This is a genomic window from Sphingopyxis microcysteis (assembly GCF_012274265.1).
GTDB classification, from domain to species: domain Bacteria; phylum Pseudomonadota; class Alphaproteobacteria; order Sphingomonadales; family Sphingomonadaceae; genus Sphingopyxis; species Sphingopyxis microcysteis.
In genome coordinates, this window is the sequence record NZ_JAANYY010000005.1 from 86649 (window position 1) to 110818 (window position 24170).

A 24170-nucleotide genomic window follows, 5' to 3' on the forward strand; every position below is an offset into this window, starting at 1 on the left:
TCAGCGCCCCTTCCACACGCCTTCGCGTTTCTCGATAAAGGCCGCCATGCCTTCGGCCTTGTCCTCGGTCGCGGCGAGGATCTGGAACAGGCGGCGTTCGTAGACCAGCCCCTGATCGAGCGTCGTTTCGAACGCGGCGTTGACCATGTCCTTGTTCACCATCGCGGCCATCGGCGGCATTGCCGCGATCGTGGCCGCGGTCTTCACCGCTTCGTCGACCAGCGTGTCATGCGGAACGACGCGCGCAACCAGGCCCGAACGCTCGGCTTCGGCGGCGTCCATCATCCGGCCGGTCAGGCACATTTCCATCGCCTTCGCCTTGCCGATCGCGCGCGTCAGCCGCTGCGACCCGCCCATCCCCGGCGCGACGCCAAGCTTGATTTCGGGCTGGCCGAATTTCGCCTTTTCGGACGCGATGATGAAGTCGGCCATCATCGCCAATTCGCACCCGCCGCCCAGCGCGAAACCGTTGACCGCGGCGATCCAGGGCTTGCGCACCTTCTTCACGAAATCGCTCGTCCATTTCGAGAAGAAATCCTCAAGGTAGAAATCGGACGCGGGCTTGTCGGCCATTTCCTTGATGTCGGCGCCAGCGGCAAAGGCCTTGTCGCCCGATCCGGTGAGGACGGCGCAGCGCTGGCCGGGGTCGGCTTCGAATGCGGCAAACGCCGCAATGAGGTCTTCGAGCACGCTGGAGTTGAGCGCATTCAGCGCCTGCGGGCGGTTGAGCGTCACCAGCGTGACGGCGCCGCGCGTTTCGACGAGGAGGGTTTCGTAGGTCATTTCAATCTCCTAAAATCCTCCCCGCTAGCGGGGAGGTGGCAGACCCGGAGCAAAGCGGAGGGGCTGACGGAGGGGGTTCGCGACCTTGCGCAAGACCGAAACCCCCCGCCACCGCCTGCGGCGGTCCCCCTCCCCGTTCCGGGGAGGATTAAAGCGGCGTCCATTTCTCGTTCTCGGGCAGCGGCGCGAAGATCGCGTCGATCCAGTCGTCGGTCACCGCTTCCGGCGTCGGCGGATCCCATTTCGGGCTGTTGTCCTTGTCGATGATCAGCGCGCGGACGCCTTCAAGGAAGTCGTGCATCGCGACGACGCGGCTGCCGATGGCATATTCCTGTGTCATCTGCGCCGCAAAGTCGTGCATCGCCCCGCCTTCCTTCAGCTGGCGAAGCGCGACCTTGCACGTCTGCGGCGATTTGCTGTGCAGCGCTGCGAGTTCCTTTTCGGCCCAGTCGCCGCCATCGGCCTCGAGCGCCGCGAGAATATCTTCATAAGTGTCGCTGCCGAACAGCCGGTTGATCTTGTCGATCTGATGCGTGATCGCGGCGGGCGGCGCGGTGACCGACAGTTCGCCCAATATGCCGCCGATGCGGTCGGGGTGCTGCGCGATGCGCGCCTTCGCCTCGGCTAGTTTCTCCGAGGGCAGATAATGCGTCGCGAGTCCGAGCGCGAGGCATTCGGCGCCGTCGAGCCGCGCCCCGGTGAGCGCAAGGAACACCCCGACGCGGCCCTCGAGTCGTGGGAGGTACCAGCCGCCGCCGACATCGGGAAACAGCCCTATGCCGGTTTCGGGCATCGCAAAGCGGGTATGCTCGGTCGCGACGCGATATTTCGCGGGCTGCGAAATGCCGACTCCGCCGCCCATCGTGATGCCGTCCATGAAGGCGACGACGGGCTTGGGGTAAGTGAACAGCAGGTGGTTGAGGCGATATTCGGTATGGAAGAAGGCGCGCGCTTCGACTCCATCCTTCGCTCCGCTCTCGGCGAGCATGCGGATATCGCCGCCGGCGCAGAAGCCGCGGCCCTCGCTATGGTCGATGACGACGGCCTCGAGGGCATCGTTCTCGCGCCATTTGAGCAGCGCGTCGATCATCGCTTCGCACATGGCGAGATTCAGCGCGTGAATCGCCTTCGGGCGATTGAGCGAGATGCGACCGATGCGGCCGTCGGTCGAGATGAGAACGTCGTCCGTCATACGAAATCCTCCCCGCTCGCGGGGAGGTGGCAGCCCGCAGGGCTGACGGAGGGGGCTATCGCCCGCGCACGCCGTCCGAGGCCGAGAGCCCCCTCCACCATGCTTCGCATGGTCCCCCTCCCCGTTCCGGGGAGGATTTCCTCAGCCGTCATCATTGCCGCAACAAATCCCGTCCGACGATCATCCGCATCACCTGGTTGGTGCCTTCGAGGATCGAGTGGACGCGCAGGTCGCGCCAGAAACGCTCGATCGGATAGTCGCGCAAATAGCCGTAGCCGCCGAACAATTGCAGCGCGTCGTTGACGATCTTGCTGCCATTGTCGGTCGCGAGCCGCTTTGCCATCGCCGAGAAGCGCGACTTGTCGGGCGCGTTCGCGGTGACCTTCGCCGCGGCGAGATAGAGCAAGGCGCGCGAGGCTTCGAGGTCGGTCGCCATGTCGGCGAGCATGAACTGGGTGTTCTGGAAATCGGCGACCGGCTGCCCGAACTGCTGGCGGTCCTTGGTGTAGGCGATGGCCTCGTCGAGGCAGCGCTGCGCGCCGCCCAGCGAACAGGCGCCGATGTTAAGGCGGCCGCCGTCGAGCCCCGCCATCGCAAAGCGGAAGCCGTCGCCCTCGGCACCGACGAGGTTCTCCACCGGCACGCGGCAATCCTCGAAAATCACCTGCGCGGTCGGCGAGGCGTTCCAGCCGAGCTTCTTTTCGGGCGCGCCGAAGCTCAGCCCTGGGGCGTCCTTTTCGACGACGAGGCAGGAAATGCCCTTCGACTTCTCCTCGCCGGTGCGGACCATGCAGACATAGAGGTCGTTGACCCCGGCGCCCGAAATGAACTGCTTCGTGCCGTTCAGCACATAATGATCGCCGTCCTTCCGCGCCGTCGTCTTGAGCGCCGCGGCGTCCGAGCCCGAGCCGGGTTCGGTGAGGCAATAGCTCGCGATTTTCTCCATGCTGACGAGGTCGGGCAGGAACCGTTCCTTTATCGCCGCGCCGCCGAAGCGGTCGATCATCCACGTCGCCATATTGTGGATCGAGACATAGGCGCTGGTCGCGGGACAGCCATAGGCCATCGCCTCCATGATCAGCGCCGCTTCGAGTCGCCCGAGCCCGATGCCGCCCGATTCCTCGGCCACATAGATGGCGCCGAAGCCGAGTTCGCCTGCGGCCTTCCACACTTCGACCGGATAATGGCTTTTCTCATCCCATTCGGCGGCGAAGGGCGTGATGCGGTCGGCGGTGAATTTGCGCGCCATGTCCTGGATGGCGAGCTGGTCGTCGGTAAGCTGGAACTGGTCGGTCATGGTCATTTCTCGATGAGGATGGCTTCGGCTTCGATTTCGACTTTCCACTCGGGGCGGATCAGCGCGGGGATGACGAGCATTGTCGAGGCGGGGCGGATGTCGCCGAACATCGCGCCGTGCGCGCGTCCCACCAGATCCGCGTCCGCCGGATCGGTGATATACATGCGCGTGCGCACGACGTCGGCGGGCGAACCGCCGAGCGCCTCCAGCGCTTCGCGGATGATCGTCAGGCAGCGCGACGCCTGTATCCCCGCGTCGCCGGGGGTCGATGTCCCGTCGGGCTCGATCGGCGCACAGCCCGCGACGTCGATCCGGTTCCCCACCCGAACCGCACGGCTGTAGCCATAAACGGGTTCGAACGGGGAGGCCGAGCTATGATTGCGACGACCCGAATCAGCCACAGGTGACCTGCGTGATCTTATAGGCGTCGTCGTACATGATGTTCACGCGATCCTGGCGATAATCCATCGTCATTGCGCTGCGCGGCGGACCCCAGCGGAGCGTGCGGGCGCCCGATTCCTTGAGGATCGCCGCGCCCATTTCCGCGCTCGCAACATGGCCGACATGGCTCTGCACCGCATCGGCCTTGCACGTCATTGCGGCTTCGGGTGCCGCCGGGGTCGACTCGACCGGGGCTTCGCTGCTCGCGCAAGCGGCGAGCGGCAGGGCGGCGGCAATTGCAATCCAGCGAATATCCATCGTGAGTCTCCCTTTCAAAACCGTCATCCGGCGCAGCGCGTATAGCGCATCGCGCCCGCCGCGGCACCCTCGCCCATATCCTGGCGGACGAGCATTTTGCCGCCATCGGCAAGCGCGAGCTCGATCCGCCGGTCCCATTCCTGCCCCTCGCCGCTGAACCGGTAATCGGCGACCAGCCGGTTCGCACCGCCTTCGCGGACGCGCGCGAGTTCTCCATGTGATTCGTAAAAGCGCAGGTTCGTCGCATCGATCGTCACCGCGGTCAGATCGGCGCCCTTTTTCGCGGTGCAGTCGGCGGCCTTCAGCGCCCAGCGGCCACGGATCGCCGCCGGGATGGCCGCGCCATCGCCCGCGACGGGATCGCTCGCGGGATTGGTCGATGCTTCCTGCTTTGCTGTCGGCAGGTCGGCATCGACTTCGGCATTCGGCGCATCGGCGGGGATCGCGGGCGCAGCCTTTTGCGCCGACGAGATCGCAGCCGTATCCTCCGCGTCAGACCGCTCGTCGCCACCGCTGCACGCCGCGAGCAGCAGCAGCGCGGGCATCGTCCAGATCTTCATCGTCCTTCTCCTTCGACAGGAGAAATGTCCGAGCCGGCTCACGGGTTGCCCCCGTCAACCCATCGTCGGAATCACGAACGCATTACCGCCGTCGGGCGACCCGTCGGGCCAGCGCGCGGTGATCGTCTTGACCTTGGTCCAGAATTTGACGCCTTCCATGCCGTGCTGGTTGGTGTCGCCGAACGCCGAACGCTTCCAGCCGCCGAACGTATGGTAAGCGACCGGGACCGGGATCGGCACGTTGATCCCGACCATGCCGACGTTGACACGCGCGGCGAACTCGCGCGCGGCGTGGCCGTTGCGCGTGAAAATCGCGACGCCATTGCCATATTGGTGCTTGCTGGGCAGTTCGAGCGCGGTTTCGAAATCGGGGGCGCGGACGATCTGCAGCACGGGGCCGAAGATTTCTTCCTTGTAGCTTTCCATGTCGGTGGTGACATGGTCGAACAGCGTCGGGCCGACGAAGAAGCCCTTTTCATGCCCCTGCAAGGTGAAGCCGCGGCCGTCGACGACCAGTTCGGCGCCTTCTTCGGCGCATTTGGCGATCCAGCCTTCGACCTTGTCCTTGTGCGCCTGCGTCACGACGGGGCCGTAATGCGCCTCGGCATCGGTCGACACGCCAACCCGCAGCGCCTCGATCGCGGGAACGAGCTTTTCGCGGAGACGGTTCGCAGTGTCTTCGCCGACGGGGACGACGACCGGCAGTGCCATGCAGCGCTCGCCCGCCGAGCCGAAGGCGGCGCCCGTGAGGTCGTTCACGACTTGATCGAGGTCGGCGTCGGGCATGACGATGCCGTGGTTCTTCGCGCCGCCCATCGCCTGCACGCGCTTGCCGTTCGCGACGCCGCGATTATAGACATAATGCGCGATATCCGACGAGCCGACGAAGCTGACCGCACCGATGTCGGGATGGTCGAGGATCGCGTCGACCATCTCCTTATCGCCATGGACGGTCTGGAAGATGCCCTCGGGCAACCCGGCTTCGAGGAACAGCTCCGACAGGCGGACGGGCACCGACGGGTCGCGCTCGCTGGGCTTCAGGATGAAGGCATTGCCCGTCGCGGTCGCGACGCCGCCCATCCACAGCGGGATCATCGCGGGGAAGTTGAACGGTGTGATCCCCGCGCCGATGCCGACCGGCTGGCGCATCGAATAGACGTCGATGCCCGGACCGGCGCCTTGGGTATATTCGCCCTTCAGCACATGCGGGATGCCGCAGCAGAATTCGATGACTTCGAGCCCGCGCTGGATATCGCCCTTCGAGTCCGCGATCACCTTGCCATGTTCGGCAGAGAGCATTTCGGCGAGCTGGTTCATATTGGCTTCGACGAGGCGCTTGAATTCGAACATCACGCGCGCGCGGCGCTGCGGATTGGTGGCGGCCCAGGCGGGCTGCGCGGCCTTCGCCGCGGCGACGGCGCGGTCGAGGATGGTGCGGTCGCCCAATGCGACCTGCGCCTGCACGCCGCCATTATTGGGGTCGAGGACGTCGCCGAAGCGGCTGCTGCTGCCGGCGCCGCCGACGATATGATGGTCGATCTGTCGCATATCCGAGTCTCCCAAAAGATGTTGCCGCTGCAACAGCCGAGTTAGGGGGCGATTGCAAGGGATAGACTTGCAGCCTTATCCTGCATATTTGCAGGCATATGGACTGGGACAAGCTGCAATATTTCCTGTTCGTCGCGCGTCACGGCACGCTGGCGCGCGCCGCGGCGGCGCTGCACGTCGATGCGACGACGGTCAGCCGTCAGGTCAGCGCGCTCGAAGCCGCGCTCCAGCAGACCTTGTTCGAACGCGCGCCGACGGGTTTCGTTCTGACGGCGGCAGGCCGGGCGCTCGTTCCGCACGCCGAAGCGATGGCGGCGGCGGCGGCGCGTATTCACATGGCGCCCGACGGCGGATCGCCATTGTCGGGACAGTTGCGCATCAGCGTCTCCGAAGGCTTCGGCAACAGCTTCATCGCCCCGCGGCTTGGCAAGTTCGTCGCCGCGCATCCCGAGCTCGAGATCGACCTTGTTGCCTCGTCGGGCTTTTTGAACCCGTCGCGGCGCGAGGCCGATATGGCGGTGCTGCTCGCGCGGCCACGCAAAGGCCCGCTGATCACGCGCAAGCTGTCCGACTACAGCCTTGGCCTCTATGCGCCCGCGGACCGGGCCGACTGGCAGGCGGCGGTGACCGCGGCGCCGCTGTCGCGCGCGGGAATCCCGGTGATCGGTTATATGCCCGACATCCTCTACGCCCCCGAACTCGACTATCTGGGCGAAATCGAACCGGGGCTGCGCGCCAATGTTCGGTCTTCGTCGATCCTCGCGCAGCGGCGGATGATCGCGGGCGGCGCGGGGGTCGGCGTCCTCCCCTGCTTCCTCGCCGCGGGCGATCCCGCGCTGGTTCGCGTGCGGCCCGATCAGGCGATCGCGCGCGCCTTCTGGCTTGCGCTCCACCGCGACGTCGCGCCGCAACCGCGGATGCGGGCGTTCATCGACTGGCTGGATAGCGAGGTAAGGGAGAGCAGGGGGTTGTTGGTACCACCATAATCGTCATCCCGGCGAAGGCCGGGATCTCGCCGGTGCGTCATATTCGGACGGTGAGATCCCGGCCTTCGCCGGGATGACGGAATTAGGCTGACACCTCCGGTCGCCAGCTCGACGCGATCAGCCCGCCTGCGCCGAACAGCTTATGCATTGCATCGCAACCCGCCGCCGCCTCGCGAAGCCGGTCGGCGAGTGGATCGTCGATCGGATGGTCGCTCCGAAGAAAAGCGATCCACGCGGCGATCGCCGCTTCGAGCGACGAGCAGCGCGCCCCGTGCGCCTGATGCCAGACCAGCGTTTCGAGCCAGCGCTGCGGAATCTTCTGGCTGCCGTCCATCGCGATCTGGATCAGCCGGTGGTGAAGCGCCGGATTGGCGAAGCGTTCGAGCAGCGCATCGGCATAGGCGGCGAGATCCTGCCCCGGCGCCGCGTCGATCGTCGGCGCCGCCTCATCGCGCATCAGCCGCTCAATGACCGGGCGGATCGCGGGATCGACGATCGCCTGATGGACATAGTCATGCCCTGCCCCCAGCCCGATATAGGCGAGCGCCGAATGTGCGCCGTTGAGCATGCGCAGTTTCGCGGTCTCATAGGGCGCGACGTCGGCGACGAGCTGCGCGCCGACCTGTTCCCAGCGCGGGCGCGGCCCCGCAAAATCATCCTCGATCACCCACTGGCTGAAGCCTTCGGTGACCACCGCGCCTTCGTCGCGGACGCCGAGTTCGGCCTCGATCGCCGCGCGGTCGGCGTTAGTGGTCGCGGGCACGATGCGGTCGATCATCGTCGCAGGACAGCGGCATTCGCGGTCGAACCAATCCACCAGAACGGGATATTCCAAGGCAAGATACTGGCGCATCAGTGCCTTCAGCACCGCGCCATTGTTCGCCAGATTGTCGCAGCTGAGCAAGGTCAGGCCCGGCAAGCCCTTCGCCTTGCGTGCGGAAAGTCCGGCGCCGATAAAGCGGTAGAGGCTCGACGGTTCCTTGGCCGCATCGAGATCGAGCGTGCCGTCAGAGCGGCGCAGATAGCCCTTCTCGGTGACGGTAAAGCTGACGATGTGCGTCGTCGATGCGGCGATAGCGTCGATGACGGCCTGCGGCTCGTCGGCCGCGACAAGCACCTTCTGCACCGCCCCGATCAGGCGCAGCCCGGTCCCCGCCGCACTGCGCGTGCTGACGGTATAAAGCCCGTCCTGCGGATTTAGCTGCGCGGCAACACTGGGAGAACGAAGCGACACGCCGACGATTCCCCAATCGCGCTCACCCGCACGCATCGTGTCGTCGGTATAGACCGCCTGATGCGCGCGGTGGAACGCGCCGATGCCGATATGGACGATCCCCGCCGCCTGCGCGGCGCGGTCGTAACCCGGCGCCTGCACCGACGCCGGCAGCGGCGTTTCAGCCGACAGCCTCACAACCTGTACGCGGCCTTGGCGAGATTATAGCTGAGGTCGGCCGCGAGTTCGGCGGCCTCCCATTCCTCCATCCGGTGCTCGGCGACGAGCTGCGCGAGGAAACCGCAGTCGATGCGGCGTGCAACGTCGTGGCGCGCGGGGATCGACAGGAAGGCGCGCGTGTCGTCGTTGAAACCGACTGTGTTGTAGAAGCCCGCGGTTTCGGTCGTCTGGCTGCGGAAGCGGCGCATCCCTTCGGGGCTGTCGTGGAACCACCAGGCGGGGCCAAGCTTCAGCGCCGGATAGTGGCCCGCGAGCGGCGCCAGTTCGCGCGCATAGCTCGTCTCGTCGAGCGTGAAGAGGATGATCGTCAGCCCCGCTTCATTGCCATAACGGCCAAGCAACGGGCGCAGCGCATGGACATAGTCGGTACGGGTGGGAATATCGGCGCCCTTGTCGCGGCCATAATGGTCGAACAGCCAGGGATTGTGGTTGCGCAGGGCGCCGGGATGAATCTGCATCACCAGCCCGTCGTCGAGGCTCATCCCCGCCATCACGGTGAGCATGTGCGCGCGAAACAGTTCGGCATCGGCCGCGCTGACGTCGGCGGCGGTGACGCGCGCGAATAGCGCCTCGGCCTCCGCATCCGACAGGTCGGCGGTCGCCGCGGTCGGGTGACCATGATCGGTCGAGGTCGCGCCCATTGCGGCGAAGAAGGCGCGGCGGCCCCGGTGCGCGGCGAGATATCCGGCATAGGAGAAGGCATCTTCGCCCGAAAGGTCCGAGAAGCGTTTCAGATTATCGCGAAAGCCTTCGAATTCGGGGTCGACCACGGGGTCGGGGCGATAGGCGGTAATGACGCGGCCGCTCCATTCGCCGCTGGCATTCGCGGCGCGGATCACCGCGTGATGGTCGAGCGTATCGAGCGGGCTTTCGGTCGTCGCGATCACCTCGATCCCGAAGCGATCAAACAGCGCGCGCGGGCGAAAGGCGTCGGTGGTCAGCGCCTCGGTAATGCGGTCGTAATAGAGATCCGATGTTTCGGCGGAAAATTGCACGTCGAAACCGAATGCCTCGGCGAACACCCAGTCCATCCACATGCGCGACGGGGTGCCGCGGAAAAGATGGTAATTTTGCGCGAACAGCCGCCAGCCTTCGCGCGGATCGGCTTGCCTGTTGCGGATACCGAGCGCATCGAGCGAAACGCCCTGCGAATAGAGCATCCGGAACACATAATGGTCGGGATGCAGCAGCAGCTCCGCCGCATTACCGAACGGCGCATTACCCGCGAACCAGCTCGGGTCGGTGTGGCCGTGCGGGCTGATGATCGGCAGGTCCGCAACCTCCGCATAGAGCCGGCGCGCGATGTCGCGCTGCGCCGGGTCGGACGGAAAGAGACGGTCGGAAGACAGCAGCAGCGGACGCGGCATCGACTTATTTCACCACGTCCACGGAGACCGGTGCAAGCCGCGGACTGAGGGTATGGATCGCAGCTACGGCGAGGAAATAGACGACGGTACAGGCCGCAAAGATGATCGTGTAATTGCCCCCCGTCGCGTCGAGTACGAGCCCGGTCGACTTCGCCATGATCATCCCGCCGACGCCGCCCGCAAAGCCGCCGAGCCCGATCACCGACCCGACCGCGCGCTTCGGGAACATGTCGGGCGGGATCGACAGGATCGTCGACGAAAAGGCCTGGTGCCCCGCGAGCGCGATGCCGATCAGCACCACCGCGAGCCACATATTGTCGAGCCCCGAGACGAACAGCAAAGGCAGCACGCAGCAGCCCGCGCCGAGCATCGTCGCCTTGCGCGCGAAATTGACGCTATGTCCGGTCTGGATCAGCTTCGACGATACCCAGCCGCCAAGGATGCTGCCGACGTCCGACAGCAGATACATGATGATCATCGGCAGCAGCACGACTTTCAAATCGACGTTGTAGGTGGTGCTGAAATATTTGGGCAGCCAGAAGAGCATCAGGAACCAGACCGGATCGGTCAGGAATTTGCCGATCGCATACGCCCACGCCTCGCGCTTGGTGACGATCGCGCCCCAGCCGAGCCGCTCGATCTTTTCGGGCGGATCATGTTCGATCCACGCCAGCTCGGCTTCGCTCACCTTCCCGCTCTCGCGCGGGTTGCTGTAGAGCCAGAGCCAGAGCACAAGCAGGATGACGCCGAAGGCGCCGGTATAGATGAAGGTTTCACGCCAGTCGAAACCCATCCACACCATGAATAATGCGATCGTCGGCGCGGTCAGGATGACGCCGATCGTCGTCGCGCTGTTCACCCAGCCGATCGCGTAGGAGCGTTCCTTTTGCGGGAACCATTCGCTCGACGCGCGCACGACCGACGGGAAATGACCTGCCTCGCCGACGCCGAGAATCACGCGCGCCATCATGAAGGAGGCGACCGACGAGGCGAAGCCGTGCGCGACATGGCCGACGGTCCAGATGCTGATCGCGATCGCATAACCGATTTTCGGTCCGAAACGGTCGATCAGCCAGCCCATGAGGAGGAAGCCGAGCGCGTAGGCGGCCTGGAACGCGGTGACGATGTTGCCATAGTCGTTCTCGCTCCACCCGAGCTCCTGCCCAAGTGTCGGCGCGAGCAGGCCGAGCATGGTGCGGTCGATATAATTGACCGTGGTCGCGGCGAACAGCAGCGCGACGATCAGCCAGCGATACCGCCCCGACCGCGGCACTGGCGCCGCCGTCCCTCCGTCCGCGAATGCCTGTGCCATAAACCTCTCCCGTTCTTGCTTTAATAGCTTGTAATCGAGCAGCCGACGCGGATTTTTCCGTCGAACAGCGCTTCGGCACGCTGGCCGGGCCTGACTTCATGGATGCCGGTGATCGCGCCCGCCGACACCAGGGTACCGGGCGGAATCGCGATATCGCGCGCGCGCAGGATTTCGATCAGGAACAGCGCCGATCCGAACGGACCGTCGAGCATCGCCTCCATCGTCGCGGCACCGACGGTTTCACCGTCGATCGCCATTTCTACCGGCATGCGAATAAGGTCGGCGTCCTGCCAGCCGACGATCGAAGGACCAAGCACCAGCCCCTTGTTGTTGCCATAATCCGACGCGGTGACCGCGGGGCCGTGGCGGTTGATTTCGGGAAAGGGCGAGCTTGCGATCTCGATCCCTGTGCGAACGTCGACGATGCAATCGCGCACGCTGTCGATGTCATAGTCGCGCGTCCCCACCTCGCCAAAGCAGAGCAATATCTCGGCTTCGGCGGCGGCGAAACCGTCGGCATAGACCGGCATCGCCGGCTGCGCGGACCCATCATGGATTTCGTCGACAAAAATCGGGCCGGTCAGACGGTTGCCGCCGTAGCGATCGACCAGATCGGGCGCGATTCGCCCGACCTTCCACCCGCCGACACGGCGCCCGTCGAGCGCAATCGCACGATCTTGGATCGCATAGGCGTCGGCCATCGTTTGCGGCATCGCTCCCGGATACAAGGTAAGCGGTGTCTTTTTCGCGCGAGCGGCCAGAAACGCGCGGGCGACATTTTCGTGATCAGCTGTTGCCGGCATCTTTGTCATTTCCCTCTTCCGCGAAACCGTCTAAGAGACACCGGTGTCAAAAGCAAGCGAATATCCGATCGACAAGGCCATCCGCGTGCATGCGGCGGACAATGTCGCGACCGCGATTGCCGATATTGCGGCGGGCGCGAAGCCGATCGCACGCGACGATTTTTGCGCCGCAATTGCCATCGCGCGCGGGCACAAGATTGCGATCGCGCCGATCGCGCGGGGCACTGCGGTCATCAAATATGGCTTTCCGATCGGCATCGCGACCGCCGACATCGCGCCCGGCGAGCATGTCCACAGCCACAATCTGGCGACCGCGCTCGGTAGCGACGGCGAATATCAATATGTCGGGGCGCCGGCCGACGCACCGCCGACCGCAGCGTCGACGCATGGCTTTTCGGGCTATGTCCGCGCCGACGGGCGCGTCGGCACGCGCAACGAAATCTGGATCCTGCCGACCGTCGGCTGCGTCGGCAATCTCGCCGCGCGCGTCGCGCGCATCGCGGGCAATCGCCATGCCGGGCGCGTCGACGGCATCCATGCCTTCAAACATCCCTTCGGCTGTTCGCAGCTTGGCGACGACCTTGGCCATACGCGCGCGGTGCTTGCCGCACTGGCGCAGCATCCCAATGCCGGGGGCGTGCTGATCGTCGGGCTCGGGTGCGAGAGCAACCAGCTCGGCGCGCTCACCGCGCTGATCCCCGCCGACCGCCGCGGGCATATCCGCACCCTGTCGGCGCAGGCGGTCGAGGATGACGAAGCCGCGTGCCTCGCACTGATCGACGAACTCGTCGCCGGATGCGCCGATACGCCGCGCCGCGAGGTGCCGCTGTCCAAGCTGACCCTGGGGGTGAAATGCGGTGGGTCGGACGGCCTCTCGGGCCTCACCGCCAACCCGCTCGTCGGGCGCATGGCCGATGCCGTTGCCGCCGCGGGCGGCCAGGTCATCCTTACCGAAATTCCCGAAATTTTCGGCGCCGAGCAGATATTGATGGACCGCGCCGTATCGCGCGCGGTGTTCGACGAAGCCGCGGCGCTGGTCCGCGACTTCAAGGACTATTTCATCCGCAACGGCGAGCCGGTGAGCGAGAACCCCTCGCCCGGCAATATCGCCGGCGGGATCACGACGCTCGAGGAAAAATCTCTGGGCGCGGTGCAAAAGGGCGGGCAGGTGCCGCTCGTCGATGTCCAGCGTTACGGCGGCGAGGCGCGGCTGGCGGGGCTGACGCTGCTCGAAGCACCGGGCAACGACGCGGTGTCGTCGACGGCGCTAACCGCCGCTGGTGCGACGGTGATCCTGTTCACCACCGGACGCGGCACGCCGCTCGGCTTTCCGGCGCCGACGCTGAAGATTGCGTCGAATAGCGATCTGGCGGCGCGCAAGGCGGGGTGGATCGACTTTGATGCCGGGACGGTGATCGACGACGGGTTTGACGCGGCGTCGAACGCACTGCGCGATCTGATCGTCGCCACCGCGTCAGGCGCCATCACCAAAGCGGAAGCCAATGAGGAACGCGACATAGCGATCTGGAAAACGGGCGTGACGCTTTGAAGCCAACGTAGCGCTGGGAAAAATTTCGCACAAAGACACAAAGACACGAAGGGGTCTGCTCCATGGCCTGCCGTAGGTTGCGACTAGAGTATGTCCTGCTCAGGTTGAATCAAGTCACCGTAGCCCTGAGCCTGTCGAAGGGCGCTTCTCGTCGATAAGCGCCCTTCGACAGGCTCAGGGCAACGGATAAATTTGAACAGGACAGACTTTAGCGCGAAGCGCTTTCAAATATCGCCTTCGGCGGGAAACCGCCTTTGGGAAAAATGATGATCCCTCTTCGTGTGTTTGTGTCTTTGTGCGAAACGAAAAATCGCTACCCGAGCGCCTCAAAGCGAAAGTCGCGGAACCGCGCCTCGCCCGCCCCGGCTGAGTAAAGCCCGGGGCGCAACATCAGGAAACCGCCGCGGACATTGTGGTGGTAACCCGACACCTCCATGCCGCGGTCGAAACGGACCCAGGTCTTCCCACCATCGCCGCTGGTGTCATAGGTCACGATATGGCGGTCGTTAGTGACGCGCATCCGCATCCGCCGCCCGTGCGGATTGGCGGGGCGCGCGCGTTCGATGCCATATTGGTGGGTGACGAAGCGCCCGCCGTCGAAGCCGAGCCCGCAATAGAGCTTCTCGTCGTAGAAGAGGATCAAGCCCGCGGTGCCGCCGGGTGCGATCTCGATGTCGCATTCAAAACGATAGGCCTGATCGCCCGCGATCAAGAGCAAGGGCGATGAATCGACCGGCGCCTTGCCGCGCGCCGTCAACACCAGGGCGTTATCCGCGACGCGCGCACGGCTGCGCTCGTCGGGGGCGGGCTTGAAGAAATTCCATTTCGCGCCGAGCGCCAGCGCGCCGAAATCATCCGACAGCGCCATGCCATGGGGGCCCGCGACGGTCCCGCCTGCCGGTTTGGCGATCGGTTGCGACAGGTCGCCGCCCTTCATGCGGAACCAGCCGTCGGCGGTCCATTCGATCGGATCGAGCAGCGCCTGCCGCCCCAGCGTCCAATAGCCATTTTCGAACCCGTGATAGACGCTCCACCAGTCGCCCGCCGGGCCCTCGACGAGCGTCGCATGGCCGCGCGACCACCATTTTTCGGCGGCCGATGTGGTGCGAACGAGCGGGTTCGCGGGGCAGTTCTCCCACGGACCGTGGATCGACTTCGACCGCGCGGCGATCACCATATGACCCGTCGGCGGACCCGCGGTGCCGCCGACCGCGGTGATCATGTAAAAATAGTCGCCGTGGCGCGTGATCTTCGGGCCTTCGGGCGCGAAGCCCTCGACCACCCAGTCGGTCGGGTAGCGCCACGGATCATAGACATGTTCCGGCTCGCCGATCCGCGACAGCCCGTCGTCGGACAATCGCACGCGGTCGCCGCCCGACAGGAACAGCCAGCGCGACCCGTCCTCGCCGACCGCATGACCGGGGTCAATATGGTCGGGCAGGTTCAGATCGACCGGCTCGCTCCACGGCCCCTCGATCCTGTCGGCCCAGATCACCCAGCTGGTGTTCGGGCCTTTGGTGGGGATGTAGAGAAAGAAGCGGCCGCCGTGCTTCACCAGCTCGGGCGCCCACACCGATCCGATATTCTTGTGGAGCGCGGGACCGATCGGGCGCCAGTTCACCAGGTCGCGCGAATGCCAGATGACCAGCCCCGGATAGCTGTCGAAGGTCGAGAAGGTCATGTAATAGTCGGCGCCGTCCTTCAGGATCGACGGGTCGGGATGGTCGCCGGCCATGATCGGATTGAGAAAACGCCCGTCACCAAGATCGGGCTTGCGCTGACCGTCGAAGCCCTTCGCCCAAGGCGGGGCCGATGGCGATGGCGATGGCGACGCGGCGGCCAGCGCCGACGTTCCGGCGAAGCCCGACAGGCCGGTAGCCATCAATCCCGTCCCGGCCAGCTTCAGCATCTCACGGCGATCGGTCACTTTGCTCTCCTTGAAAAAAGAAAGGCCCGGCCCCCGCAAGCGAAGACCGGGCCTCACCGGGACTAACCTGTCGGCGTCAAATCTTGACGCGCGCACCGAACAGGAAGGTGCGACCGAAATGGTTGTTCTCGTAATTGCGGTTCGCGTCGATATCGGTGAAGCGATAGCGATATTCGTCGGTCAGGTTGATGCCTTCGACCGAGATTTCGATATTGTCGGTGATCGCGTAGCGCATCGACGCATCGACGTTGATCGTCGAACCATAGCCTTCGAACACGTTGCCCGTGCCGCTGTTAGCGTCGGCATAACGGCTGCGATAGCTGATCGAAGCGCGCGCGCTGAACTTGCCGTCGTCATAATAGAGCGTGCCGTTGTAGGCGCGCTTCGACAGGTTGAAGAGCGTGCCGTTGCGGATCGCCCCGACATTGGCACCGCCAGGCACGACCGACGGGCCCGCCACCGAATAGTCGGCGTCCGAGTCGATGAAGGTCGCGTTGACGATGCCGCCGAAGTTCGAAAGGAACCCTGGCAGGAAGGTGAACGGAGCCTGCAGCGAAACTTCGACCCCTTTCAGACTGGCGCCTTCGCCATTGCCGATCGAGTTGATCGTCCACAGCTGGCCTTCGGGGTTGATCGCGGCAGGGCTGCTCGGCGGGATGATCGACGTCGGCAGACCGGTCGAGGCAAAGGTGCCGCTGCTCGTGGTCGCCACCGGGAAGCTTGCGATGTCCTTTTTGAACAGCGCGACCGAAAAGATCGATTGCGGCGCAAAATACCATTCGAAAGCCAGGTCGTACGCGGTGGCGCGGAACGGATCGAGGAACGGGTTGCCGTAGTTGATCCGATAGTTGAACCCGTCGACCGAGCCGCCGGGGGTCAGGTTGCCGAGCGTCGGGCGCGTCATCACATCGGCGACCGCAGCGCGGATGATGATGTCTTCGTGCGGGAACAACGCCAGGTTCACCGACGGCAGCCAATCTTCATAGCTGCGCTTCACGGTCACCGCAGCGCCGCTGCTGAGCCCGCTCGACGTCTGCGCGGTGTGGACGTAACGGATGCCGGCGTTGAGCGCATAGTCGAGCCCGCCCAGTTCGCCCTTGGCGTCGAATTGCAGATAGCCGCCGGTGACCTCTTCACGCACGCTGCGGTTGTTGCCGGCGTCGAGCGCGGGGGTGCGGTTATACAGGCCGGTAAAGGCTGTCCCCGCCTCCAGATTCGGGACCAGCCATTCGGTGGTGGTTCCAGCAGGCTGCCCCGCCTTCCCCAGCGTGAACAGCTCGGCGAGCGACGACGTCACCGGGAAGCCGTAGATCGCGGTCGGGCCGAACGCCGACGACGGCGAGCAGGTCAGCGTGCCGAGCACGCGATCGACACCGCCATTGCCGCACACCACGGTGTCGCGGGTAAAGGCGACACTGGTGAAGTCGAAACGGCGATAGACGCCGCCTGCCTTGACCGTGAAGCCTTCGGTGACATCCCATTCGGTGCGCAGCTGCGCGGTGCGGAACTTGTTTTCGACCTCCGACGGGCGGTCGCGGATTTCAGCGAGCTGGAAATTCGCCGGGTTGGTGACGCTGGTGCCAAAGGTCAGCACCGGGTTCGCCATGTCGGTATAGTCGTAGCGATAGCCCTGCGCGTCGCGGTCGTCGAAGACCAGCGTGGTTTCCAGCGGGATCGACGCGGTCGATTTCGAAAGGCCGCCGAGCAGGGTGAAGCGGAAATTGTCGCCGACATCCTGATCCCAGCTGCCGCCGAACTGATAAAATTCGGTCTTGGCCTGGCGCAGATAATGTTCGGTGCGCACCCATGCGTCGTCGAGCGTCGCCGAGATCATGTTATTGTCGTTGTCGATCACATAGTCGCGGACGTTGATCGAGCGTTCGTTGCTGCGCAGCAGCACCTCGCCCCAACGCTCGCGGCGCTGGTGCTTGAAGCTTGAAAACAGCCCGTCGAGCGAAATCTTGGTCGCGTCGGTCGGTGCAAACTGGATCGACCCGGTGATGCCGAGACGCTTTTTGTCGTGCGCGATCTCGCCGTAGCGCGGAATGCGCGGGTGGAAGGCGAGCGCGACCGAATCGCACGCCGCCGAGCGGCCGTTCGTATAAACGCCGCCCGAATTGGCGACGCCGATGCCGCTCGTTGCGGTGGTGGTAAAGCACGGGGCGCCGTTGACCGAATCGAAGCGCGCCTGCGCCCAGCGCACCGTGTTGTTGCCAAGCTCGAGCGTCTTCTGGTCCGAATAGGCCGCCGACACCGCAAAGCCGAGCGTTCCGGCGTCGTTGACCCAGCTAAGCAGGCCCGCCACGCGCGGGCCGACTTTTTCGGACAGGTCGTTGTAGCTGCCCTGCGCCGACAGCGCCGCGGTAAAGCCGCTCTTGCCCGCCAGCGGGTTGCCGGTGTTGAGATCGACGACGGCGCCGAGCGAACCTTCGTCGAGTTCGGCCGACGCGGTCTTGTGGACGACGATCGAGCTGAACAGTTCGGAAGCAAAGACGTTGAAGTCGAACGCGCGGTCGCGGTTCGCCGAGGCGCCGTCGGTCGAGGTCGCGACGGTTTCGAGCCCGTTGACGCGAACGCGCGTGAATTGCGACCCCAGACCGCGCACGGTGATGCCGCGGCCCTCGCCGCCGTCGCGCTGGATGGTGATGCCGGGAATGCGCTGCAGCGATTCGGCGAGGTTCTGATCAGGGAATTTGGCGATGTCTTCGGCGACGATCGCGTCGACCGCGGCCACCGAATCGCGCTTCACGTCGAGCGCCTTGTCGAGCGAGGCGCGAAAGCCGGTGACGACGATCTCGTCTTCGGTCGCGACCGCTTCGTCGGCGACGGGCGCGGCGGCGTCCTGGGCAAAAGCCGGTGACACCGCGAGCGCGGCAAGCGAAGCGCCGCACGCCAATTGGGTCAAAGCGCGAAGGCCCCGCGTTGCATGAATAGCCATTATCATCCTCCCTTGATCGGCCGAAACTCTTGCCGAAGCAAGAAATGACACCGGTTACTTTGCGAGACCAGACAAATCGGCATGATCGCCTGGCCGGAAATTTTTTTGAGAGTGATGATGGCGCCGTCGCCTGTCGCGACTGGCCGCCCTATCCCCTCTCCCTTGAAAATTTTCTCGTTGACCGATTGGGGTAACCGGTGTCAGGAAGATAGAGGGATTGGAACAGCCGTGTCAATACCCCAATGAATCGGAGAGACGGGATGCCCAAAAAACCTTGGTTGGCCGCGCTTTTTCTGGCGTTCGCACTGCCTGCGAGCCCGGTGCTTGCCGCCGATGCGGCGCCGCTGGCCTTCCCCGGCGCGGTCGGTCCCGCCGCGCACACCATTGGTGGTCGCGGCGGCCAGATCCTGCGCGTGACCACGCTGGCGGCCGACGGGCCGGGGTCGCTGAAGGCCGCGATCGAGACCCCCGGACCGCGCATCATCGTGTTCGAGGTCGGCGGCGTCATCGACATGGGACGTCAGACGATCAGCGTCACCCATCCGTTTCTGACCATCGCCGGGCAGACCGCACCCGGACCCGGGATCACGCTGATCCGCACCGGCATCGACGTAAAGACCCACGACGTCGTGATCCGCCACCTGCGCATCTACACCGGCGTCGACGGCCAGCCGAAGCGCAGCGGGTGGGAAGCCGACACTTTTTCGACCGTCGCGGCGCACAATGTCATCGTCGACCATTGCACGCTCATGTGGGGGATCGACGAGAATATGTCGGCGTCCGGGCCGCGCTTCACCGGCGACAGCGTTGCGGAGTGGCGCAAGGGGACGAGCCACAATATCACTTTTTCGAACAACCTCGCCGCCGAAGGACTCGCCGACGCGAGCCATCCCAAGGGCGAGCACAGCAAGGGATCGCTGATCCACGACAATGCGACGGGCATCGTCTTCTACCGCAATGTCTGGGCGCATAATGTCGAGCGGAACCCGCTGATCAAGGGGGGCGGACAGGCGCTGATGATCAACAATCTGATCTATAACCCGCAGCACCGCGCGGTGCATTACAACCTCATGAACCTCGAATGGGTGGGGCATGATTATGTGCCGGGTCAGATCACCGCGATCGGCAATGTGATGCGCGGCGGCAACGATACCGACGAGCAGCTGCCGTTCCTGATGCTGGGCGGCGACGGCGACCTCGAATATTATGGCAAGGACAATCTCCACGTCGATCGCCACGGCGCGGCGCTGCCCGAATTCGGCCGCTATGGCGAGACGCAGGCGAAGCTGATCCGCGCCAAAGCGCCGCTCGCGCCGGTGGGCGGCTATACCATCCTGCCGGTGCGCGATGTCGAAACATCGGTGCTGTCGACCGCGGGCGCGCGGCCCTGGGCGCGCGACGCCGAGGAAATCCGTGTGCTTTTCTTCGTTGCCGAGGGGCGTGGGCAAGTGATCGACGACGAGAAGGAAGTGAGCGCCTATCCCAAGGTCAAGGAGGTGCGCGCGCCCTTTGTCGAGGGTGACTGGGATCTTGCGACGATGGAGCCGAAATCGGGCGTCTATCCGGGCCAGACGGCGCCGCTGCCGCAAGAAAATCTGTCGGCGCGCGACCGCGCGTCGCGGACGGGGAATTGACGATGGACGCGCTGCTCGCCCTGCTCCTCGCGAGCGGAGCCGCCCCGGCGATGGTGGTGATCGATGAGAAGACGACCGTCCGTGAGGAGGCGCCGCCGCATGGCGCAATCGGCATGTCGACTGCTTACCGGATCAGCGATTCGGTGCCGGCGCCGCGCAGCTTCGAATTTCGCAAGCGCGCGCTGCACGTCGGCGCTGCGATCGGCATTCACCCGATCGACCATGACGAGATCTACTACGTCCTTTCCGGCACCGGCATCGTCCATTCGGACGGCGAGGAACAGGAATTGAAGGCCGGAACCGCGGCGTGGCTCTACAAGGGCGCAAAGGTCGGTATCCGCCAGACCGGCGGCGAACCCCTGGTACTGATCATCGCCTATCCCAACAAGGCGCCCGCGCCATGACGCTGGGTCGCCGCACGCTGCTGGCAGCGGGGCTGACGCTGCCCTTTGCCAGCGCGGCGGCAGGGGCGGCGTGGACGCGGCCCGCGGGCCTGACGCCCGACGCGAGCATCGCGCTGTGGCCGGACGGCCATATCAAGCCGCCACCGGGCCTCGTCGAAGCGGTCGTCCAGCGCAGCGATGATCCGAACGCCAGCGACCGCATGCTCGAGAAGATCACGCGCCCACGCCTCGACATTTTTCGCCCGGCAAAGCCCAACGGCGCGGCGGTCATCCTCGCTCCCGGCGGCGGCTATCGCTATGTCGTGATCGACAAGGAAGGCTATGAGCTCGCGCGCTGGCTGAGGGACCGCGGCGTCACCGTGTACGTCCTCTTCTATCGCCTGCCCGGCGACGGCTGGACGAACGGCGCCGACGTCCCGCTCGCCGATGCGCAGCGCGCGGTGCGGCTGGTGCGCAGCCGCGCGAAGCTTGACGGCGTCGATCCGGCGCGTGTCGCCTTTGGCGGTTTCTCGGCGGGCGGACAGGTTGCGACGAGCCTGCTCACGCGTTTCGACGCGAAGGTCTATGATCGGGTCGATGCTGCCGACGCGCTGCCTGCACGGCCCGACGCGCTTGCCGCCATCTATCCCGTCGTGTCAATGGACCCCGCGATCGCCCATGCGGTTAGCCGCGAGAAACTGATTGGCGCCAATTCCGACGCGGCGCGCGAAAGACGCTACTCGCCCGAGCTTCACGTCCGCGCCGACCAGCCCCCGCTGTGGCTGCTCCACGCCGAGGATGACAGCGTCGTCAAGATCGCGAACAGCGTGCGGCTCCGCGAAGCGACGCGCGGCATCGGCGCACCCGCCGAAGCGCATTTCTTCGAGCGCGGCGAGCATGGCTTCGGGTTGATGAAGACCGCTGGCTTGCCAGTCGCAATCTGGCCCGAGCTGCTGTGGAACTGGCTCGGATCGCAGGGGATCGTCTGACCGTCCCGTCATCCCGGCGGAGGCCGGGATCTCGACCTCACTACCTTACGCACCGGTGAGATCCCGGCCTTCGCCGGGATGACGATGTTAAGGTACAAATGCCCGTCAACTGCCCGGCTGGATATAGGGCACGCGCGCGAACAGCTCGCGCTCCCACTTGCGCGGGTCATTTTCGACCCGGCTTTCCGTGTCGAAGATCATCGTCTGCCGCTTGGCCAGATCATAAGTCGGCCAGCCCGGATTGCCCGTGCGCGCAAAGCGGACGAAGGCGTCCATCACCCGGTCGCTCATCGCCTGCTGCGCGGGGGTGGGATCGGGGACCGTGCCAAAGCTGAGCGCAATATCGTCGGCGTGCTTCGCCGCCTCGAAATCGAGCTGATAGACGAACCCCGGATGACCCACCCGCGCGCGCACTTCGGCCTCCTCGACCTGCCCGCGCCAGCTGCGCGCCGCGGTGACGATGCGGTGGAACAGTTCGAGCGGATCTGCCGCAGGATAGCGTCCCCGAAACTGCGCGACGACCCACGATGGTTCGATGTCGATCCGCATTTCGGGCGCGATGCGCGCCGCGAGATTATCGAAACCCAGCCCGGCAAGCTGTTTGCCGTCCGGCGAATAGAAGGCCCGCGTTTCCATCACCGTATTGCCGAGCATCATCGGAATAGCGCGCGACTGCGGCGCGGCGTCGGGCCAGAAGGGGTGGCGCATCAGATGCGTCATGTCGAGCACCGGCCCCATATAGACCCCGCCGCCGAGCACGGGATCGGTCGCCGACAGCGCCGCGATCAATTGCTCGACCGGCACCGTCGCCGGATCGACATCCTTACCGAGCTTGTCGAGAAACACCTGCGCGCGCTTCGTCGCGTTGAGCGGACCCGACGCGGTGACTTGCTGCCCGCTCATCGTGATCGCCTTTTGGAACAACCCCTTCGCCGCGGGCATCGCCATCAGCGTGGCGATCTTCGCCCCGCCGCCCGACTGGCCAAAGACGGTGACATTGGCCGGATCGCCGCCAAAGGCCGCGATATTGCGCTGGACCCATTGCAGCGCAACGATCAGGTCGAGTTGCCCCGCGTTGCCGCTGTCAGGAAAGCGCGCATCGAGCCCGGCGAGATAGAGATAGCCGAGCGCGTTCAACCGGTGGTTGACGGTGACGACCACGACATCGCCGCGCGCGGCGAGGCGTGCCCCATCGTTGACCGGATCGGTGACGCTGCCGGTCGAATAGGCGCCGCCGTGGAAATAGACCATCACCGGGCGCTTCGCTGGCCGTTCGATGTCGGGCGTCCAGACGTTGAGGAACAGGCAATCCTCGTCCTGCGGCTGGTAACGGCTGCCCGTCTGGGGGCAGGCGGGACCAAAGACGTCGCCGCGCAATTGCTCGGCGCTGGTCACCGCGACCGGCGCACGAAAACGCGCGGCACGGCCATAGCGGATACCCGTGAAGCTCCAGGACTGGCCGTCACCAAAGCTGCGACGCTTATCTGAACGATAAGAACCGTCGGGCGCGCTGACCGCCCCGATATGGTGGATTGGGGTCACAATCTCGGCACGCACAAGCGCCGAAAGAAAGAGCGTGCTGCCAGCCGTAGCCAGTAGCGCGCGGCGGCCGATCGGGTCAGCGCCGGACATCGAGCCCGCCGCCGTGGAACGCATCGATGTCGGCCTGCCCGAAACGGCTCGCGTCGCCCGGCAGCGAATGTTTGAGCGCGGTCAGCGCGAGCCCGCTTTCCGCCATCGCCCGCGCATCGCCGCCCGCGCGGTGCGCGTGGAGCACCCCGGCGGCGAAGGCGTCGCCCGCGCCGATTCGGTCGACGATGCCCGTGACGTCGATCTCGCCGGTCTGGTGGCCGCCGCTGCGCACATCGACGCGCGCCGCGATGCGGTGGTGGTCGGCGGTGACGGTGTGCCGCGCGGTCGAGGCAATCAGCCGGAGGTCCGGAAAGGCAGCGAACCCCGCCTCGGCTGCCTCGCGACGCCGGTCCTCCCCGTCGCCGCTGAATTCCTGCCCCAGTACCAGCGACAGGTCGCGGTGATTGCCGAAAAGGATGTCGGCGAGGCCGATCAGTTCGGACAGGACGGCACGCGGATCGCTGTCCCACGCCTCCCACAGCATCGCGCGGTAATTGCCGTCGAAGCTTATCGGCACGCCGAGCCGCTTCGCCGCGCGCGCCGCCGCGAGTGCAGCCTCTGCCGAGCGCGGCCCGAGCGCAGGAGTAATGCCCGACAGGTGGAGCAGGCCTGCACCGGCGAGCAGGGCGTCCCAGTCATAATCTTCGGCGCCGGTCGCCGCGAAACTGGACCCCGCGCGATCATAGACGATTTCGGACGACCGCAGCCCCGCACCGACGCTCAGGAAATAGAGGCCCATCCGGCCGGGACCCGTGGTGACGGCGGTGCAATCGACGCCGCCGCCGCGCACCGCCGCCACTGCTCCGCGACCCAGAGCATTCGAAGGAACCCTGCTGACCATCGCGCAGTCATGGCCAAGGCGGGCAAGCCCGATCGCGACATTCGCCTCGGCGCCACCGACATGGAGCGCCAGCGACGGCGACTGCATGAGCAGTTCGTTGCCCGGCGCGGTCAGGCGGATCAGCAATTCGCCGAAAAAGACTAGCTTGCCTTGCCCCATCCCAACTCCGTTCGCCGGATAACCGGCTTATATCTTGACCGTAGCCCTGAGCCTGTCGAAGGGCGCCTAACGCGGATAAACGCCCTTCGACTTGCTCAGGGCTACGGTGATGTTTTCG

The 24170-nt window shown here is 65.3% G+C and carries 20 protein-coding genes; 5 read left to right on the top strand and 15 right to left on the bottom strand.

Annotated elements, in window-relative coordinates:
• The 7 genes from G9408_RS14260 to G9408_RS14290 all read right to left on the bottom strand — a co-directional run bounded on the left by G9408_RS14260 (position 1) and on the right by G9408_RS14290 (position 6079).
• Positions 1-783, bottom strand: coding sequence for an enoyl-CoA hydratase-related protein (locus G9408_RS14260; protein WP_168454651.1), 783 nt, complete (start codon positions 781-783; stop codon positions 1-3).
• Between the two features lie 148 nt (positions 784-931).
• The gene (locus G9408_RS14265) at positions 932-1975 is read right to left on the bottom strand and encodes an enoyl-CoA hydratase/isomerase family protein (RefSeq protein ID WP_168454652.1); all 1044 of its coding nucleotides are present in this window, start codon (positions 1973-1975) and stop codon (positions 932-934) included.
• A 151-nt stretch (positions 1976-2126) separates the two neighbouring features.
• Positions 2127-3272 carry an acyl-CoA dehydrogenase family protein gene (locus G9408_RS14270; protein WP_168454653.1) on the bottom strand — a complete coding sequence of 382 codons (1146 nt, stop codon included), beginning with the start codon at positions 3270-3272 and terminating at the stop codon, positions 2127-2129.
• A 2-nt stretch (positions 3273-3274) separates the two neighbouring features.
• Complete coding sequence (locus G9408_RS14275) at positions 3275-3673, bottom strand: RidA family protein (protein WP_168454654.1); 399 nt, start codon at positions 3671-3673, stop codon at positions 3275-3277.
• Positions 3666-3971: an I78 family peptidase inhibitor gene (locus tag G9408_RS14280; protein ID WP_168454655.1), complete on the bottom strand. Its 306-nt coding sequence runs from the start codon at positions 3969-3971 to the stop codon at positions 3666-3668. The genes G9408_RS14275 and G9408_RS14280 overlap by 8 nt, the downstream gene beginning before the upstream one ends.
• A 23-nt stretch (positions 3972-3994) precedes the next feature.
• Entirely contained in the window at positions 3995-4531 is a 537-nt protein-coding gene (locus tag G9408_RS14285; protein WP_168454656.1) for a hypothetical protein, read from the bottom strand.
• A 54-nt stretch (positions 4532-4585) separates the two neighbouring features.
• A complete protein-coding gene (locus tag G9408_RS14290) occupies positions 4586-6079 on the bottom strand; it encodes a CoA-acylating methylmalonate-semialdehyde dehydrogenase (RefSeq protein ID WP_168454657.1) in 1494 nt (497 codons plus the stop codon).
• A 98-nt stretch (positions 6080-6177) separates the two neighbouring features.
• On the opposite strand from G9408_RS14290, the gene G9408_RS14295 reads away from it, so the two are divergent.
• Positions 6178-7065 carry a LysR family transcriptional regulator gene (locus tag G9408_RS14295; RefSeq protein ID WP_168454658.1) on the top strand — a complete coding sequence of 296 codons (888 nt, stop codon included), beginning with the start codon at positions 6178-6180 and terminating at the stop codon, positions 7063-7065.
• Positions 7066-7147: 82 nt separating this feature from the next.
• Here G9408_RS14295 and G9408_RS14300 read toward each other — a convergent pair whose 3' ends face one another.
• The 4 genes from G9408_RS14300 to G9408_RS14315 are packed head-to-tail and all read right to left on the bottom strand — an operon-like array spanning position 7148 to position 11910.
• Positions 7148-8476, bottom strand: a complete 1329-nt coding sequence (locus tag G9408_RS14300) for a mannitol dehydrogenase family protein (RefSeq protein WP_328804475.1) — start codon at positions 8474-8476, stop codon at positions 7148-7150.
• Positions 8473-9885 (bottom strand): glucuronate isomerase, encoded by a 1413-nt coding sequence (uxaC, locus tag G9408_RS14305; RefSeq protein ID WP_168454659.1) that lies wholly within the window; start codon positions 9883-9885, stop codon positions 8473-8475. The genes G9408_RS14300 and uxaC overlap by 4 nt, the downstream gene beginning before the upstream one ends.
• A 4-nt stretch (positions 9886-9889) precedes the next feature.
• Entirely contained in the window at positions 9890-11197 is a 1308-nt protein-coding gene (locus G9408_RS14310) for an MFS transporter (protein WP_168454660.1), read from the bottom strand.
• Positions 11198-11217: 20 nt separating this feature from the next.
• Positions 11218-11910 (bottom strand): 2-keto-4-pentenoate hydratase, encoded by a 693-nt coding sequence (locus tag G9408_RS14315; RefSeq protein WP_328804476.1) that lies wholly within the window; start codon positions 11908-11910, stop codon positions 11218-11220.
• Positions 11911-12043: 133 nt separating this feature from the next.
• On the opposite strand from G9408_RS14315, the gene G9408_RS14320 reads away from it, so the two are divergent.
• A complete protein-coding gene (locus G9408_RS14320; RefSeq protein ID WP_168454661.1) occupies positions 12044-13549 on the top strand; it encodes a UxaA family hydrolase in 1506 nt (501 codons plus the stop codon).
• A 313-nt stretch (positions 13550-13862) separates the two neighbouring features.
• Here the strand turns inward: G9408_RS14320 and G9408_RS14325 are convergent, their stop codons facing one another.
• Both G9408_RS14325 and G9408_RS14330 read right to left on the bottom strand, forming a co-directional pair.
• Positions 13863-15431, bottom strand: coding sequence for a family 43 glycosylhydrolase (locus tag G9408_RS14325; protein WP_235957869.1), 1569 nt, complete (start codon positions 15429-15431; stop codon positions 13863-13865).
• Positions 15432-15552: 121 nt separating this feature from the next.
• A complete protein-coding gene (locus tag G9408_RS14330) occupies positions 15553-18420 on the bottom strand; it encodes a TonB-dependent receptor (RefSeq protein ID WP_408021884.1) in 2868 nt (955 codons plus the stop codon).
• Between the two features lie 254 nt (positions 18421-18674).
• Between G9408_RS14330 and G9408_RS14335 the strand changes: the two genes are divergently transcribed.
• From G9408_RS14335 to G9408_RS14345, 3 genes are read left to right on the top strand one after another with little or no spacing between them, the layout of a single operon-like run.
• Positions 18675-20048 carry a pectate lyase family protein gene (locus G9408_RS14335; RefSeq protein ID WP_168454663.1) on the top strand — a complete coding sequence of 458 codons (1374 nt, stop codon included), beginning with the start codon at positions 18675-18677 and terminating at the stop codon, positions 20046-20048.
• A 2-nt stretch (positions 20049-20050) separates the two neighbouring features.
• Entirely contained in the window at positions 20051-20452 is a 402-nt protein-coding gene (locus G9408_RS14340) for a cupin domain-containing protein (RefSeq protein WP_168454664.1), read from the top strand.
• Entirely contained in the window at positions 20449-21420 is a 972-nt protein-coding gene (locus tag G9408_RS14345; RefSeq protein ID WP_168454665.1) for an alpha/beta hydrolase, read from the top strand. The genes G9408_RS14340 and G9408_RS14345 overlap by 4 nt, the downstream gene beginning before the upstream one ends.
• A gap of 105 nt (positions 21421-21525) precedes the next feature.
• Here the strand turns inward: G9408_RS14345 and G9408_RS14350 are convergent, their stop codons facing one another.
• Together G9408_RS14350 and G9408_RS14355 are read right to left on the bottom strand one after the other, a co-directional pair.
• On the bottom strand, positions 21526-23052 hold the full coding sequence (locus G9408_RS14350; protein WP_235957841.1) for a carboxylesterase/lipase family protein: 1527 nt from the start codon (positions 23050-23052) through the stop codon (positions 21526-21528).
• Positions 23039-24052: a sugar kinase gene (locus G9408_RS14355; RefSeq protein WP_168454666.1), complete on the bottom strand. Its 1014-nt coding sequence runs from the start codon at positions 24050-24052 to the stop codon at positions 23039-23041. The genes G9408_RS14350 and G9408_RS14355 overlap by 14 nt, the downstream gene beginning before the upstream one ends.
• Positions 24053-24170 lie beyond the last annotated feature (118 nt).